The organism is Flagellimonas aequoris, assembly GCF_003584165.1.
Classification (GTDB): domain Bacteria; phylum Bacteroidota; class Bacteroidia; order Flavobacteriales; family Flavobacteriaceae; genus Flagellimonas; species Flagellimonas aequoris.
The window spans coordinates 128,788-143,490 of record NZ_QXFJ01000027.1 but is presented as its reverse complement, the minus strand read 5'-3'; the positions used below and the strand labels follow the sequence as shown (position 1 = coordinate 143,490).

16 protein-coding genes are annotated in these 14,703 nt (G+C 42.9%); 10 read left to right on the top strand and 6 right to left on the bottom strand.

Going from position 1 to position 14,703, the window contains the following annotated elements; genetic code table 11:
- Positions 1 to 36: 36 nt before the first annotated feature.
- Positions 37 to 681 carry a GDSL-type esterase/lipase family protein gene (locus D2U88_RS11975; protein WP_119640801.1) on the bottom strand — a complete coding sequence of 215 codons (645 nt, stop codon included), beginning with the start codon at positions 679 to 681 and terminating at the stop codon, positions 37 to 39.
- A gap of 165 nt (positions 682 to 846) precedes the next feature.
- On the opposite strand from D2U88_RS11975, the gene mazG reads away from it, so the two are divergent.
- The 5 genes from mazG to D2U88_RS11950 all read left to right on the top strand — a co-directional run bounded on the left by mazG (position 847) and on the right by D2U88_RS11950 (position 5,562).
- On the top strand, positions 847 to 1,620 hold the full coding sequence (mazG, locus tag D2U88_RS11970) for a nucleoside triphosphate pyrophosphohydrolase (RefSeq protein WP_119640800.1): 774 nt from the start codon (positions 847 to 849) through the stop codon (positions 1,618 to 1,620).
- Between the two features lie 91 nt (positions 1,621 to 1,711).
- Positions 1,712 to 3,079, top strand: coding sequence for an MATE family efflux transporter (locus D2U88_RS11965; RefSeq protein WP_119640799.1), 1,368 nt, complete (start codon positions 1,712 to 1,714; stop codon positions 3,077 to 3,079).
- 31 nt (positions 3,080 to 3,110) lie between these two features.
- Positions 3,111 to 3,338 (top strand): hypothetical protein, encoded by a 228-nt coding sequence (locus D2U88_RS11960; protein ID WP_119640798.1) that lies wholly within the window; start codon positions 3,111 to 3,113, stop codon positions 3,336 to 3,338.
- Positions 3,338 to 3,907 carry a phosphatase PAP2 family protein gene (locus D2U88_RS11955; RefSeq protein ID WP_119640797.1) on the top strand — a complete coding sequence of 190 codons (570 nt, stop codon included), beginning with the start codon at positions 3,338 to 3,340 and terminating at the stop codon, positions 3,905 to 3,907. Before D2U88_RS11960 ends, D2U88_RS11955 begins: the two co-directional genes overlap by 1 nt.
- Positions 3,904 to 5,562, top strand: coding sequence for an ArnT family glycosyltransferase (locus D2U88_RS11950; RefSeq protein ID WP_119640796.1), 1,659 nt, complete (start codon positions 3,904 to 3,906; stop codon positions 5,560 to 5,562). Before D2U88_RS11955 ends, D2U88_RS11950 begins: the two co-directional genes overlap by 4 nt.
- Here D2U88_RS11950 and D2U88_RS11945 read toward each other — a convergent pair.
- Genes D2U88_RS11945 through meaB form a run of 3 tightly spaced genes read right to left on the bottom strand, consistent with a single transcriptional unit; the run spans position 5,559 to position 8,453 of the window.
- Positions 5,559 to 6,431: a lysylphosphatidylglycerol synthase transmembrane domain-containing protein gene (locus tag D2U88_RS11945; protein WP_119640795.1), complete on the bottom strand. Its 873-nt coding sequence runs from the start codon at positions 6,429 to 6,431 to the stop codon at positions 5,559 to 5,561. The genes D2U88_RS11950 and D2U88_RS11945 overlap by 4 nt on opposite strands.
- A complete protein-coding gene (locus D2U88_RS11940; protein ID WP_119640794.1) occupies positions 6,412 to 7,374 on the bottom strand; it encodes a glycosyltransferase family 2 protein in 963 nt (320 codons plus the stop codon). The genes D2U88_RS11945 and D2U88_RS11940 overlap by 20 nt, the downstream gene beginning before the upstream one ends.
- Positions 7,375 to 7,409: 35 nt before the next feature.
- Positions 7,410 to 8,453, bottom strand: a complete 1,044-nt coding sequence (gene meaB / locus D2U88_RS11935) for a methylmalonyl Co-A mutase-associated GTPase MeaB (protein WP_119640793.1) — start codon at positions 8,451 to 8,453, stop codon at positions 7,410 to 7,412.
- 209 nt (positions 8,454 to 8,662) lie between these two features.
- Between meaB and D2U88_RS11930 the strand changes: the two genes are divergently transcribed.
- The 4 genes from D2U88_RS11930 (at position 8,663) to D2U88_RS11915 (ending at position 11,784) form a co-directional block, all read left to right on the top strand.
- Entirely contained in the window at positions 8,663 to 9,088 is a 426-nt protein-coding gene (locus D2U88_RS11930) for an organic hydroperoxide resistance protein (RefSeq protein ID WP_119640792.1), read from the top strand.
- A 150-nt stretch (positions 9,089 to 9,238) separates the two neighbouring features.
- Entirely contained in the window at positions 9,239 to 9,775 is a 537-nt protein-coding gene (locus D2U88_RS11925) for an RNA polymerase sigma factor (protein ID WP_119640791.1), read from the top strand.
- Positions 9,765 to 10,367 carry a hypothetical protein gene (locus D2U88_RS11920; RefSeq protein WP_119640790.1) on the top strand — a complete coding sequence of 201 codons (603 nt, stop codon included), beginning with the start codon at positions 9,765 to 9,767 and terminating at the stop codon, positions 10,365 to 10,367. The genes D2U88_RS11925 and D2U88_RS11920 overlap by 11 nt, the downstream gene beginning before the upstream one ends.
- A complete protein-coding gene (locus D2U88_RS11915; RefSeq protein ID WP_147378582.1) occupies positions 10,339 to 11,784 on the top strand; it encodes a hypothetical protein in 1,446 nt (481 codons plus the stop codon). Before D2U88_RS11920 ends, D2U88_RS11915 begins: the two co-directional genes overlap by 29 nt.
- A gap of 107 nt (positions 11,785 to 11,891) precedes the next feature.
- Here D2U88_RS11915 and msrA read toward each other — a convergent pair whose 3' ends face one another.
- Complete coding sequence (gene msrA / locus D2U88_RS11910) at positions 11,892 to 12,584, bottom strand: peptide-methionine (S)-S-oxide reductase MsrA (protein WP_119640788.1); 693 nt, start codon at positions 12,582 to 12,584, stop codon at positions 11,892 to 11,894.
- A gap of 390 nt (positions 12,585 to 12,974) precedes the next feature.
- On the opposite strand from msrA, the gene D2U88_RS11905 reads away from it, so the two are divergent.
- Positions 12,975 to 13,211: a hypothetical protein gene (locus D2U88_RS11905; RefSeq protein ID WP_119640787.1), complete on the top strand. Its 237-nt coding sequence runs from the start codon at positions 12,975 to 12,977 to the stop codon at positions 13,209 to 13,211.
- A gap of 183 nt (positions 13,212 to 13,394) precedes the next feature.
- Here the strand turns inward: D2U88_RS11905 and D2U88_RS11900 are convergent, their stop codons facing one another.
- Positions 13,395 to 14,612: a sensor histidine kinase gene (locus D2U88_RS11900; protein WP_119640786.1), complete on the bottom strand. Its 1,218-nt coding sequence runs from the start codon at positions 14,610 to 14,612 to the stop codon at positions 13,395 to 13,397.
- Positions 14,613 to 14,703 lie beyond the last annotated feature (91 nt).

Genomic DNA, 14,703 nt, shown 5'->3' with positions numbered 1-14,703 from the left:
AGCAAAAGGGTTTTTTTAATCACGTTTGTTCAGTTTTTAGTCTATGTAATCTTTAAGGGTCTCATACCAGATGTCATACCCTTTTTTGTTCATATGCAATCCATCTTCCACAAAGATGTCCTGTTTTACCTTTCTCTTGTCCAACATGGGATACCAAACATCCACAAAATCAACTCTTTGCAGTTCACTGGCCAATTTGCTCAGTTTTCGGTTTAACCTTCGGTATTTTCCGCGATAGTGCCATCTTGAAATGCTAGGCTTTGCCGAGATGAGCACAATTTCCATAGTTGGATTTTTTTGTTGTAACTGCGCCAAAATTCCTTCTGCGGTCCCCAGAATTTTTCGAGGGCTTTTCTTGGCGAAAATATCGTTATCCCCTTCATAAATGAACACTTTTACTGGATTGTAGTTCAAGATCAATTCGTTCAGGTAAAGTTCCAGGTCTGAAAATTGAGATCCTCCGAACCCCGTGTTCAATACTTGATGCTGTGGGAAACGTTCTTGCACATCGTTCCAAAATCGTATGCTGGAACTACCCGTGAACACGATGGCCGGCTTGGTGGAGTCCCACAGACTGTCATTTTTTATCTGAATGTCCTTCACTTCACTTTCAAAAGGCTTGGAAGTTTGGGAATATCCAATGGATGAAATCAGTAAAAATGCTAAAAGGATCTTTCTCATGGATTGGAATGTTTCTCCCAAAAATACAATTTATGGTATGGATCGTTGACTACTCGTTGCTTTTCGCATCAATTTTTTAAAAGGCGTTGAAAAGTTGCCCAAAAATGCCCAAAATCCAACATGTCCTAAAATATGGGATTTGTACTTTTGACTAAAATTTTATAGATGAACGCAAGATCAGAGCAGCTAAAGGCATTTGAACGACTGTTGAACATCATGGACGAGTTACGGGAGCAATGCCCTTGGGACAAAAAGCAGACCATGCAAACCCTTCGGCATCTGACCATTGAAGAAACCTACGAACTTGGGGATGCCATTCTGGACAACGATCTTGAGGAAGTAAAAAAGGAATTGGGTGATCTATTGCTTCACATTGTCTTTTATGCCAAGATCGGTTCGGAGACCCAAGACTTTGATATTGCCGATGTGGCCAACGGTATCTGTGAGAAATTGATCAACCGCCATCCCCATATTTATGGTGATGTGAAGGTGGAAAATGAAGAGGAAGTGAAACAGAATTGGGAAAACATCAAACTGAAGGAAGGCAAAAAAAGTGTGCTCGAAGGCGTGCCCAATAGTTTACCAGCCTTGGTAAAGGCCAACCGAATCCAAGAAAAGGTGGCCGGTGTAGGTTTCGATTGGGAACATCCCGAACAGGTTTTTGAAAAATTGAAAGAGGAATTGGGTGAGCTTCAGGAAGAAGTGAAGGCCAACGATGCCGATAAAATGGAGTCCGAGTTTGGGGATGTGTTGTTTTCCATGGTCAATTATGCCAGGTTTTTAAACGTCAATCCAGAGAATGCGCTGGAACGGACCAATAAAAAATTCATCAAGCGTTTCCAGTATTTGGAAGAAAAAGCAAAAGCCTCAGGAAAGAGCCTTAAGGACATGACCTTGGCTGAAATGGATGTTTTTTGGGAAGAGGCCAAAGGACTGTGATGCACTATAATTTATCCTTTAGCTTATGTCAGTTTGACTTCATTGTTTTGTCAAACTAGCTATATTTGCCATCTTTTCATACGTATCCGTTTTGTTTCAGCAGTACACCAAAGAATTCGCCTATAACCTAAAGTTGTCCTATCCCGTTATTTTGGGGATGTTGGGGCATACGTTTGTGGCTTTCGCCGATAATATCATGGTGGGCCAATTGGGACCTACAGAGTTGGCCGCTGTTTCCTTGGGGAATAGTTTTGTGTTCATTGCCATGTCGCTGGGTATTGGTTTTTCCACGGCCATAACACCCTTGGTGGCAGAGGCGGATGGGGCAGGAAATCAGGCAGCGGGCAAGAATGCCCTAAAACATGGCTTGGTACTTTGTACACTTTTGGGGCTCTCTCTTTTCGGAATCATTTTGCTTTGCAAACCTCTGTTGCATCATATGGAACAGCCACCTGAAGTGGTGGAACTGGCCGTCCCTTACTTGGAGCTTGTAGCCTTTTCACTAGTGCCCTTGATCATGTTTCAGGCGTTCAAACAATTTTCGGAAGGACTTTCCCAAACCAAATACCCCATGTATGCCACCATTTTGGCGAATGTGGTGAACATCACCCTTAACTACCTGTTCATTTTTGGTTCCTTCGGGTTTCCTAAACTGGGCGTGGTTGGGGCGGCCATCGGTACGTTGGCCTCACGGGCCATCATGGTATTGTTTATTTGGTTTTTATTGAACCGTCGGGAAAAATTCAGGCCCTACGTGACCCATTTCAATTTCAAGATTATTGAAAAAAAGATGATCAATAAAATCATCAGTCTGGGTTTTCCATCGTCCATGCAGATGTTTTTTGAGGTGGCCATATTTACGGCTGCCATTTGGTTGAGTGGGGTACTGGGTAAAAACGCCCAAGCGGCTAACCAAATTGCCTTGAACCTGAGCAGCATGACCTTTATGGTGGGTATGGGACTCAGCGTGGCGGCCATGATCCGTGTGGGTAACCAGAAAGGGCTCCAAAATTTCAAGGAATTGAAGCGTATCGCCGAGTCCATATTTTTCTTGACACTTATCTTGGAAATCGTTTTTGCCACACTCTTTTTAGTGGGTAGGCATTGGTTCCCCACTATTTACTTGGATGTGGACGATATTGCCAATCAAATGGACAATACAGAAGTGATTATCATCGCAGCCAAATTGTTGTTGGTGGCGGCTTTCTTTCAAATTTCAGATGGTTTGCAAGTGGTGGTCTTGGGGGCTCTCCGTGGTTTGCAGGATGTAAAGGTTCCCATGTTGATAACCTTCATCGCTTATTGGCTCATCGGTTTTCCTGCTTCTTTTTATTTGGGTCTATACACAGATTTGACCAGTACTGGAATCTGGATTGGATTGCTTCTTGGGCTCACTGCATCGGCCGTAATGTTGTATCTTCGGTTTAAGTATTTGACCCAAAAATTGATATCTGAATAAAAATACCCGTTTGGGTCCAAATTGATAACACATGGAACTACCTAAATTTTTATTGGCCGACAATACAGACTATCCCGAGGCCATTTTCATTGTCCATACCGAATACCCGCGTTTTATCATCAATTTGGAAAATGATGAAGTGGAATGGATGGAGGAATTCTCCAAAGAGGACGAAGCGGATTTGATGGAAGAAGCCGAAAGTCTGATCGAGGCGGCTACTGCTTTTTACGATCGTGAAGTGGCAAGATACGACGCGTAATGCTCGAACAAATCCTACAGTACGATAAAGACCTCTTCCTATTCCTGAATGGTTTGGGAACGGAAACTTGGGACGGTTTTTGGATGTTCATGACCACCACCCGGAATTCCGCTCCACTTTATCTACTGTTGCTTTACCTTACCTACAAACATTTGGGTTGGAAGAACACCGCCATCGTTTTGGTTTCTGTTGCACTTTTGATTACCTCTACGGATCAGTTGGCCAATTTTTTTAAATATGGGGTGGGTCGCTTGCGTCCATGCCACGACCCAGAAGTGAGCAGTGTGATGCGTTTGGTAAAAAGTTACTGCGGAGGACAGTATGGATATTTTTCGGCCCATGCGGCCAATTCCTTCGGGCCTGCCGTGTTTTTTATCGTGTTGTTCCATCAAAAGGTGAAATACATCAGTTGGGTTTTGTTGTTTTGGGCCTGTGTTGTAGCGTATAGCAGAATCTACATCGGGGTGCATTATCCCTTGGATGTGATCACGGGTGCTTTCATCGGTTCGCTCTTCGGATGGTTGTTTGCCAAGTTGGCTATATTTGCATTCCAAAAAATAGGGACATGATCTCCACCACCCGGTATTGGTTTTTTATTGCCCTCATTGTGCTGGTGTACCTCATCGGGATGTTCGTGACCCTGTTCGAGAACGATTCCGCGCAATTTGCCGTAATGGCCATGCGAATGGTCCAGGAACATGATTTTTTAAGCCTTTTCAAAGGCCCGGAGGAGTATCTGGACAAGCCACATATGCACTATTGGTTGGCGGCCCTTTCCTATAAGATTTTTGGCATCCATGATTGGGCGTACCGAATTCCCGGTATTCTGTCCACCTTGTTGGGTGCTTATAGCTGTTATGGCCTTGGAAGACTATTGTACAACAAGGATGTAGGCCGGTTTGCCTCCTTGATCTTTATGACAGCCCAGACGATGGTGCTGGCCAATATTGATGTACGTACGGATGCCGTGCTCACCGGCTTTACCATATTTTCCATTTGGCAGTTGGTGGCCTATATTGAAAAGAATTCCCTGAAAAATATTGCCTTGGGTGCATTTGGGGCGGGAATGGCCTTTTCCACCAAAGGACAGATTGCGTTGGTGGTTATTGGTATTTCCGTATTGTGCCATTTGGCCTACACCCGAAAATGGTACCGATTGCTCAACTGGAAACTGTTGGTGGCTGTTTTGGTATTCGGATTGACCATTGCACCTATGCTGTATGCTTATTACCATCAGTTCGATCTACATCCCGAAAAAGTGATTCGCGGAAAGGACCATCGCAGCGGAATCTTCTTTATTTTTTGGGAACAGAGCTTTGAACGCATGAGCGGTGAAGGGGTAGGGAAGAACAGTAGCGATTTCTTCTTTTTCTTCCACACTTTTTTGTGGGTATTCCTCCCTTGGACCGTTTTGGCCTTGATCGGCTATTGGAACCAATTGAAAACATTTTGGCAGGTGAAATTCGCTTACCGACCCAATCTGGAGTTTTTAACACTGGGCGGTATTTCCATCCTGTTTTTTGTCATCAGTTTTGCACAGTTCAAGTTGCCACACTACATGAACATTTTAATGCCGTTGTACGCCATTCTTTCCGCAGCATTTCTCTATACCCTTTTTCAAAAGGAAAAAGCCAAAATGGCCAAAGTGATTTTGGGCTTCCAATATTTTATATTGGGATTGGTCGTGGTGTTCGTTTTACTGGTCAGTTTTTATATTTTCCCAGTGGAACATTGGTATGGGTATGTCTTTTTGATAGTTGCTCTCGCATTGACTGCCTATTTTATTTGGAAGAAGGAAGATTTTGCCGCTAAAATTATTGCTGTGGCACTATTCAGCTCTGTATTGTTGAACGGATTGATGAATGCCCATTTCTATCCAAAACTGTTGGAATACCAAGGCGGGTCCACCATGGCCGAAAAGGTAAAGGAGCAAAATATTCCGGTGGATAAGATCTACAAAGTTTCCGAACAACACACGTGGGCCTTGGATTTTTACGACAAAGACCCTGTCAATATTGTTTCCATCCCTGAACTAAAATCCAAAAAGGATGTTTGGGTATATGCCACCGATCAGGAATTGGCTCAACTCTCCAAACAAGGGATTCAGTGGGATGATCAAATCACGGTGGACCAGTTTAGGATTACCCGATTACAGATCAAGTTCCTGAACCCGAATACCCGCCAAGAAAAGCTCAATAAAATGCATTTGGTGCATTTAAATTAGGCTACCGATTCCAATTCCGGTTTTTTGAAATGATATAGAATTCCAAAAAGGGAGGTGAGTGCCGTAATCAGAAAGAAGGTAAAGCTGATGCCGATGGAGGTACTGGCATCCAAACCCAGCCATTCCGCCCCATACAAAAAAGTAACTTCCCTACTTCCAATGCCGCCAATGGTCAATGGAATGACCGACACGATGGACGATACCAAGAAAACAAAAAGATATTCGATGGCATCCGTGGAAATGGATAGCGCCTTCAAGATGAAAATCACACAGACCAACTGCGCCAATTGCACTAGAGCAGAATAGCCGAACGATTTCCAAAAAACGAGGAGTGTTGTGGTAAAGAACAGCTTGTTCATAAACCAAAATACTACCAAACTCAAAGGAATCAGTAATATCAACAACCAATCAAAACCATCAAAAAATGGATTTTCGGACAAGGTTCCCAGAAAGCAAGCATATATAAAAAGCAGCAACATGCCACTCAAACGATCTAACAATAAACTGGATACCACTTTTTTGGTCCCAGGTTGAAATGCTTTTTGCACCACATATCCCTTGTAGGCATCACCGCCAATTCCTCCAGGTAAAAACAGATTGTAGAACATGCCCAGCAAATAGAGCTTTAAATTACTCCGATGTGAAACTTTGGCCCCAATTTGATGGAAGTATGCATTCAACCGAAAAGCGGCTATTGCTTTGGAAAGCACAAAAAATACCAAGGCCAAGAAAAAGAAGAAAGGATTGCTTTTCTTCAGGGTCTCCAAAACGTCCTTCAGATCTATTTTCGTGAAGATAAAGTAGATCAGGGCTGCACTTACAACAAGTTTTAAGGCAGTGATGAGCTTTTTACGCAGCTTTTCCGTCACCTATCGTGATTTTTTTAATGCGATATGGTCGTTTTTGTTGGGACTCGTAATACGTGCGGATCAAGAGTTCCATCACAATACCGATGGTAAACAACTGTATACCTCCCAAAATGAACATCATCCCGAAAATGAGCAAAGGCCTACTTCCGATATCTTCCCCAAGACCCAGTTTTACGATTAACAGGTAAATATTGATGAAAACACCCAATATGACCAACAATACGCCCAAAATACCAAAGAGGTGGATGGGGCGTTGGAAATACTTTCGGATGAAGAGCAGCAACATCATATCGGCTACCACCTTGAAAACACGCTCCAAACCATATTTGGAAACTCCGGCATGGCGCGCATGGTGTTTTACCGGAACCTGTTTGATCTGGGCACCTTCCAAAAAGGCCAACAACGTGATAAATCGATGCATCTCGCCATAAAGGTTCAAGCCTTTGGCAATGTCCTTGGTAAATACTTTTAAGGCACAGCCGTTATCCTTAATGTCCAGTTTGGTCACCCTTCTCACCATAAAATTGGCAATCTTGGATGGTATTTTTTTGACGAGGGAATCCTTTCTTTTTTGTCGGATACCTGTGACTACATCATATTCACCGCTAACGGCGTATTCCAACATGTGAGGAATGTCGGATGGGTCGTTCTGAAGGTCACCGTCCATGGTGATGATGTATTCCCCTTCGGCGTAATCAAGACCGGCCGCCAAGGCGAGACTTTGGCCGTAATTTTTTTTCAGCTCGATCAAATGGACCTTGTCGTTATCCATTTCCTTGACCCTTTGGCGGGTTTTGTCCGTGGAAAAATCATCGATATAGACGATCTGGTAGTTGTACCCCGGAAGACTTTCATGGATTTTCTGGGTTAACAAGACCACGTTGTCCTCCTCGTTGTACAAAGGAACCACTATGGATAAAAGGGAATCGGTAACGGTGCTCATTCAGTATAAAATCTGTGCAAATTTATCGCTTTTATTTAAAGTTCCTTGGTTATCTGATCCAATAGGAGCTTGGCCGCATAAAACGGGGAAATTTTGTTGTCATCAATATCTTTCAATAAGGTCAGTTGTGCATTTTTAAAGGATTCCTTTTGATGAAAAAACTGTTTAATGTGTTCATCCACGGTCTGTAGGAACCAATTCTTGTTCTGGGTCTTCCTGTTTTTATCAAAAAAACCATTTTCCTTGTTCTGTTGCACAAAGTTTTCCACCACTTCCCAAATTTCCTTGATTCCGGTATTTTCTGTTGCGGAGCATTTCAATACTTTGGGGATCCATCCGTTTGCTTTCGGTGGATATAGATGCAAGGCCCTGGAAAATTCGGTAGCTGCAAGCTCCGCTTTTTCCAAATTGCTTCCATCCGCTTTATTGATGGCGATGGCATCGGCCATTTCCATAATTCCCCTTTTGATGCCCTGTAGCTCATCCCCGGCACCGGATAATTTCAGCAAAAGGAAAAAGTCTACCATACTGTGCACGGCAATCTCACTCTGGCCCACCCCGACCGTTTCCACCAAGATCACATCATAGCCTGCAGCTTCACATAAAATGATGCTCTCCCTTGTTTTTCGGGCCACACCACCCAATGAAGTTCCCGAAGGGGAGGGGCGAATAAAGGCGTTTGGATCTTTGGACAGTTCCTGCATTCGGGTCTTATCTCCCAAAATACTGCCTTTACTCAATGAACTGGTGGGGTCCACGGCCAAAACGGCCACTTTTTTGCCCAAAGAGGTCAAATACGTCCCAAAAGTTTCTATAAAGGAGCTCTTGCCCACACCTGGGACTCCGGTTATTCCTATTCTGATGCTTGCATTGGGCTTGGCCAGACATTTTTCAATCACTGCATTGGCCTTTTCATAATGGGAAGGATGGGTGCTTTCCAACAATGTGATGGCCTTGGCCAACTGGGTTTTATTGCCATTGAAAATACCTTCGGTCAACTCCTTCACGGATACTTCCTGTTTACGGAGTGCCTTTATTTTTGAAATGGTATTTGTTGGTGTGTTCTTATCGTTTGTCAAGAGTATGTCCCTTAGGATTTATCACGAAGGTATAAAGTTTTTGTTTGTTACCGGGAATGGGAAGAAGACGAACGATGGATGCCGATATCCATTTCACATAAATTTAATAACTGTTTAAGGGTACTTCCAGTTTCAATTTGGTAACTTTTCAGATTAATGACCGATGTGTTTTATACTATCGGTTTTTATCAACCCTTAAAAAGAAACGAATGAAAACTATTTTTGAAGCGAAGGCGACCAACACAGGAGGCAGGTCCGGACATGTAGAAAGTGAAGATGGCGTATTGGACTTCGATATTACAATGCCGAACTCCAAGGGCAAGCCAGACCCAAAATCCACCAATCCCGAAGAACTGTTCGCGGCGGCCTATTCCACTTGCTTTGCGGGAGCTTTGCAGGCCGTTGCCAAGGAGCAGGGAATTGATGATCTAGGGGATTTTAACGTTACGGCTACCATAGAATTCAATAAGGAAGAAGAAGGTTTTTACCTAGAGGCCACTTTGGATGCCTATTTGCCCACGGTAGATCAGGAAACAGGGGAAGATTTGATCAATGCGGCCCATGAAATCTGTCCTTACAGCAAAGCTACACGTGACAATATTACGGTACATCTCAATTTATTACTGGACGAATAAGTCTTATAAGTACTTGATAAAGAATCCCGTTGAGCGAACTCTTCGGGATTTTTTTGTTAAAAATGACTCAAAATCGCACTAATTTGCAACGAGGCCATTTTTGTATCGTCCTTATGATGAACAACTAAAAAACCAAACATAGAACCGAGCGTGTTCCATATTGAGCTAGTGGAGCGGTGTAAAGCGAACGATCGTCAGGCACAGCTTAAACTGTACCGTCAGTATTGCGATGGTATGTTCGGTGTGGCCATGCGGTTCCTTAAAAATACGGATGATGCAGAGGACGTGCTACAGGAATCGTTCATCAAGGCTTTCCAACGTATCCATCAGTTTAAAGGAGAGGTAACCTTCGGGGCTTGGTTAAAAAGGATAGTAGTGAACGGGAGCATCGATTTTTTGAAGGCAAAACATCAACAGACCGTGGAGCTCAATGAAAATTACCTCCATGTCACGGATGAAGATGGCTGGACAGTTGAAGAGGGGATTTCTTTGGAACAGGTTAAGGTGGCCATTGAAGAACTGCCCCAGAAATATAAATACGTGGTGCAATTGTTCTTAGTGGAAGGATATGACCACAGCGAGATTTCAGAAATCTTGAACATCTCGGAAACCGCCTCAAGAACAAGGTTGTTACGGGGCAAGGCACAGTTGAAGGAAAAATTAAAGGATTTGGCTTATGGCACATGATCTAAGGGATTTGTTTGAAAAGGAAAGGGAGCAAAAGCACTATAGCTTAAAAGAGGGGCATGAGGTCCGGTTCCTTTCCAAATTGGAAGAGGATATGCCTACCGAACCACCGAAGAAAAAGGTATATACATGGTGGCTGCAGATTGCGGCATCGGTAGTGGTGGTATTAGGATTATCGATATATTTTTTTGTGGGATCTGACAATAAAATCGACCCTGACGGGAATATCACCGTAGTGGATCGGGAAAACCCAAGCGGTGAAGCACAGAACATATCCTTGGGTGATCTTTCCCCGGACCTCAAAAAAATAGAAACCTACTATACGACCAACATCAACCTGCAGCTTTCCGATCTGGAAATGGATCCAAACAATAAGGAACTCATGGACAGCTATATGGACCGTTTGGCGGAGCTGAATGCCGAGTACCACAGATTGAATGCCGAGCTGAACGAACTGGGACCTAACGACCAGACTATAGAGGCCCTCATCAAAAATCTACAGCTTAGGCTGCAGTTGCTACAAAAGTTGAAAACCAAGTTGAATCAATTAAAATCATCAAAAAATGAACAGGAATCGTCTAATATTGTTTAGTGGTTTGCTCGCTGTGCTGGCAGGGTTTACCTGCCATGCACAGGAGAAATCGAAGACTTACAAGGAAACCTATAATGTGGACAAGGACACGGAACTCAACATCAATACCAGTTATGCTGATATTGAGTTTGTGACCTGGGACAAGGACCAGGTGGAAATTACCGCAACTATTGAATTGGATGGAGTGCCCGATGAGGATGCCAAATCGTACTTGGATAAGGATCTGATAAAGATCATGGGCAACAGCAAGGAAATTGAAGTGAGCACCGAAGCTGCCGGCCCCTATGCTTTTGGTTATAGAAGTATTGATATTGATATTCCGGATATTCCTTCCGTGGCGCATATCATAGAGAATATCGATATTCCAGAAATCCCTGAGATTGCCGTACTTCCCGAATTATCGGTGATGCCTTCCATGCCGCCCATGCCACCGATGCCATACATGGAGTTTGATTATGATGCTTATAAAAAGGATAAGGAAAAGTATTTGAAGGAGTGGAAGAAGAAATTCGACAAAAACTTTGATGAGGATTACAAGAAGCACTTTGAGGAGTGGAGCAAGGAGATGGAAGAAATGGCCAAGGAACGTGAGGAACAAATGGAGGAAATGAAAAAGCAACGTGAGGAGCTTAGGGCCGATCGTGAAAGAATGCGCCAAGAAATGCGAGAAGAGTTGCAGGAACAACGTGAAGAACTCAGAAACCAAAGGGAAGAATTGAGAAAGCAACAGATGGAAGAAGCCAGGGCCGTACGTGTTTCTCCCAATGTGTTCTACTTTTCATCCGATGGGAAGAACAAAGAGTATAAGGTAAAAAAGCATATCATCATCAAAATGCCAAAATACCTGAAACTAAACTTGAACGTCAGGCACGGCGAGGTAAAACTGGCTGCCAATACGAGGAACATCAATGCAAGCTTGTCCTACGCAAGCTTGCTTGCCTCTACCATTGATGGCGACAAGACGGACATCAGGGTCTCATATTCACCGGTGGTGGTGCAGCGATGGAATTACGGAAAATTAAAAACTGATTATTCCGATGATGTAAGTCTAAAAGAAGTAAAGGAATTGAAGTTGAATGCCGTATCATCCAATGTGGTGATCGGCAGGTTGACGAGTAAGGCATCGGTCACGAACAATTTCGGCAACCTGAGCATCAATTCGGTTTCCGATGGATTCCATACCTTGGATATTTCAGTGGAAAACGGGGAGTTGGATTGCAAATTACCGGCCACCCCCTTTGTGATTTCGGTAAATGAAACCACATCAGGATCAGGGTTTAAGTACCCCCAGGCCTTGAAACTACAATCTTCCAAAAGTCATGGTTCCAATTTGTATAAAGGGTACCACATCAATGACAAGGATGGCAAATCCATCAGCATCAATTCCAAATACAGCGAGGTGGTTCTTAAAAATTAAAAAGACCTCCCATTCCCAAAGAACCACCTACTTTCGGCCGTCCTCCCTACAAGGCCAACACTGCTTCAAGCCCATATCAACTTCTTCGTCCACAAAAAGCCTTCAGCTTAATGCACATCTTCCTTTAGGAAGGATTTGAAATTCTTTTTGAACCGGTTCAACCTTGGAATGGAAACATTCTGGATGTAACTATTGTTCGGGTGTAGTTTTTCGTAATCCTGATGATAATCTTCGGCCCTATAAAATTTGTCGAACTTTTTCACTTCGGTCACTATGGGTCTGCCATAGACGTGTTCCGCTTCCAATTTGGCCATGTAATCCGTGATGATCTTCTTCTGTTCATCATTCTTATAAAATGCAATGGAACGGTATTGGGCGCCCCTGTCGGGTCCTTGCTGGTTTAATGTAGTGGGATCGTGAGAGCCAAAGAATACTTGTACCAGTTGTGTGAACGAGACCACTTTTGGGTCATAATACACCTCTACGGATTCGGCATGGTGGGTTTTACCATAGGAGACTTGTTCATAGGTAGGGTTTTTCTCCGTTCCGCCCGAGTAACCCGAGTATACTTCCTTAACACCTTTTACGCTTTCAAAGATGGCCTCTACACACCAAAAACAGCCACTGGCAAAATAGGCCGTTTCGTATTGTTGTAATTCTGGAGGGGTCAGTTTGGGAGTTTCTGGATTTTCAATAGGCTCTTGATGGGCCATTTCTTGTTCGGTGGATTTCTCTTTGGGTCGACAACTGGTCGAAACCAAAATCAGAAGGGTAAAAAATGTAATTCTCACGATGTTCATGTTCTTTCTTACTTAGTTGCTATAAGATACCAAGAATTACACGAAAGGGTGTTAAAATTTGTGAATTGACCTCATTTCTGCCCTGGACTAAAATTTGCCTTACAATTCAAAATCTTACAATTTTCCTACATGATATAATGAAAATATAATCTTTTTCCTACAAATATATCGTTCATTATCAACAACTTACAAAGCACCCTACATTTTCACGATCGATGAAATGCACATGCCGTCGGTATGGTGTTTTTGGACCCAAAAACGTTCGTCGTCGATAAAATGCACTTTAACCAAGAAAAGTTTTTACACCGAAAATTTTGATCTGTTAAGCGACACAAATCTGATCTAGGGTAGGTGCGAGGGTAATTTTACTTCGTAATAAAAACCCAAATCATGAAAACAATTTTAACCATCATCGCAGTAGTTTTTTTCGGAACAGTGGCCATGGCCCAAGATACTTCCAAAGAAGTTAAGGTAGATACCGTTACTGTGGGAGTTGAGTTGAACATCGATCTTAGCACATCCGTTAAGCAGAATAGGGAAGTTGCCAGATTGTACAAATTCAAAAACTCAAGGGTTAAAAAGGAACTTTCTTTCACAACCAAAAAAAACAAAGCTAAATTGGCTTAATCATGATTTTAAATTTGCTGATTCTCTTTGCCTTGTTTTTGAGCATGGCATTTGTGGTCGCTTCGATCGTTTTTTCATTAAGGGATAAAAAATTTCAAGATAAATAGGTAAGCAGTAGAATATTTCATAACAGAAAAAGGCCGGTTTTAAAACCGGCCTTTTTTATTTCTGTTGTTTCTGAGATCAATCCACAGAATTGAACTCTTCCACGATCTCTTCGAACTCTATGCGGTAATAAGTACCTTTTTTATCATAATCGCGGCTAATGGTACCCCTTAGCTGCCTAGCAAGGTTATAGATCAATTTAAGACCCAAGGAATTGGATGTCCTAGGGTTGATGTCCTCGGAATACCCTATGCCATTATCGCCAAGGTACATTTCAAAACGATTGTCCCCAATCTTATGGACCGACACATGGACTTCTCCATTATGCCCTTCCGTAATGCCATATTTGAGGGCATTGGTGATGGTTTCATTAATGATCAATCCCAAGGGAATAACTGTATCTATACTGAGTTTGTGCTCGTCGATGTCCAAATCTACCTTTACACTGTTGTTGCTGCCCTTCACGGAACGCACCAGATAATCGCATAATTCCTTTACATAGGGTTTGAGTTCTATTTTGGAAAGATAGTCGTCCCTTTTGTAAAGCATTTCATGCACCATGGCCATGGATACCACACGGTTTTGGCTGCTCTTGATGATGTTGCTGATTTTTTCATCGGCAATGGCCCGGGATTGCAGGCTGAGAAGACTGGATACCGTTTGAAGGTTGTTCTTTACCCGATGGTGTACTTCCTTGAGCAAGGTTTCTTTCTCTTCAATACGTTCCTGGATCTCGTTTCTGGATTTGTACAGTTTATGATGGGCCCTTAACAGGTTTTTTCCAAATACGCCCCCAAGTAGATACACGGCAAAAACGGCACTCAAGAAAGCGAACCAATTTCTGGATTCCATGGGAACGGTATTGTTCGATATCTTGAAATTCCCGGTATCATAAAGGAATAGGATAGTAAGTACCGCCAAATTGATGATCAGGTAGAGTTGGCCGAACACCTTGGTGGTCACATACCCCGCAAAGACCACAATGGCGAGCACAAAAATGAACGGACTTTGGATGCCCCCACTGTAAATGGTGATGATAATGGCCCCAATCATGGAGAGTATGGAGGTCAGGTTATAAGTGAGCACTAAGTTGTTGTGCTGCTTGTAGACTAAGGTGTTGATGAGGTTGATAAAGGCATAGCCCAAAAATACATAAGGAATTACCCCTCTGATATCCAAAAGGAAAAAACAGATCAACCCGAAGACGGCAGCAAAAATCGAAGAACTATAGTTAACCTTTAGTATCAAATCAATCTTATCTTGTAATCGATATTTATCCTCACCAGGAATTTTCATATGCTGCACGTGATTGTACCCTCTACTACCAAAAGGTTGAAAATTGGGGTAGTAAAAGTAACTTAATGGGGTGTTTCAGGGTGTAAATCTA

Excerpts from the sequence above, each read along its gene's own strand:
- D2U88_RS11975 (WP_119640801.1), bottom strand. The coding sequence starts at position 681 with ATGAGAAAGATCCTTTTAGCATTTTTACTGATTTCATCCATTGGATAT.
- mazG (WP_119640800.1), top strand. The coding sequence starts at position 847 with ATGAACGCAAGATCAGAGCAGCTAAAGGCATTTGAACGACTGTTGAAC.
- D2U88_RS11960 (WP_119640798.1), top strand. The coding sequence starts at position 3,111 with ATGGAACTACCTAAATTTTTATTGGCCGACAATACAGACTATCCCGAG.
- D2U88_RS11955 (WP_119640797.1), top strand. The coding sequence starts at position 3,338 with ATGCTCGAACAAATCCTACAGTACGATAAAGACCTCTTCCTATTCCTG.
- D2U88_RS11950 (WP_119640796.1), top strand. The coding sequence starts at position 3,904 with ATGATCTCCACCACCCGGTATTGGTTTTTTATTGCCCTCATTGTGCTG.
- D2U88_RS11940 (WP_119640794.1), bottom strand. The coding sequence starts at position 7,374 with ATGAGCACCGTTACCGATTCCCTTTTATCCATAGTGGTTCCTTTGTAC.
- D2U88_RS11930 (WP_119640792.1), top strand. The coding sequence starts at position 8,663 with ATGAAAACTATTTTTGAAGCGAAGGCGACCAACACAGGAGGCAGGTCC.
- D2U88_RS11920 (WP_119640790.1), top strand. The coding sequence starts at position 9,765 with ATGGCACATGATCTAAGGGATTTGTTTGAAAAGGAAAGGGAGCAAAAG.
- D2U88_RS11915 (WP_147378582.1), top strand. The coding sequence starts at position 10,339 with ATGAACAGGAATCGTCTAATATTGTTTAGTGGTTTGCTCGCTGTGCTG.
- msrA (WP_119640788.1), bottom strand. The coding sequence starts at position 12,584 with ATGAACATCGTGAGAATTACATTTTTTACCCTTCTGATTTTGGTTTCG.
- D2U88_RS11905 (WP_119640787.1), top strand. The coding sequence starts at position 12,975 with ATGAAAACAATTTTAACCATCATCGCAGTAGTTTTTTTCGGAACAGTG.
- D2U88_RS11900 (WP_119640786.1), bottom strand. The coding sequence starts at position 14,612 with ATGAAAATTCCTGGTGAGGATAAATATCGATTACAAGATAAGATTGAT.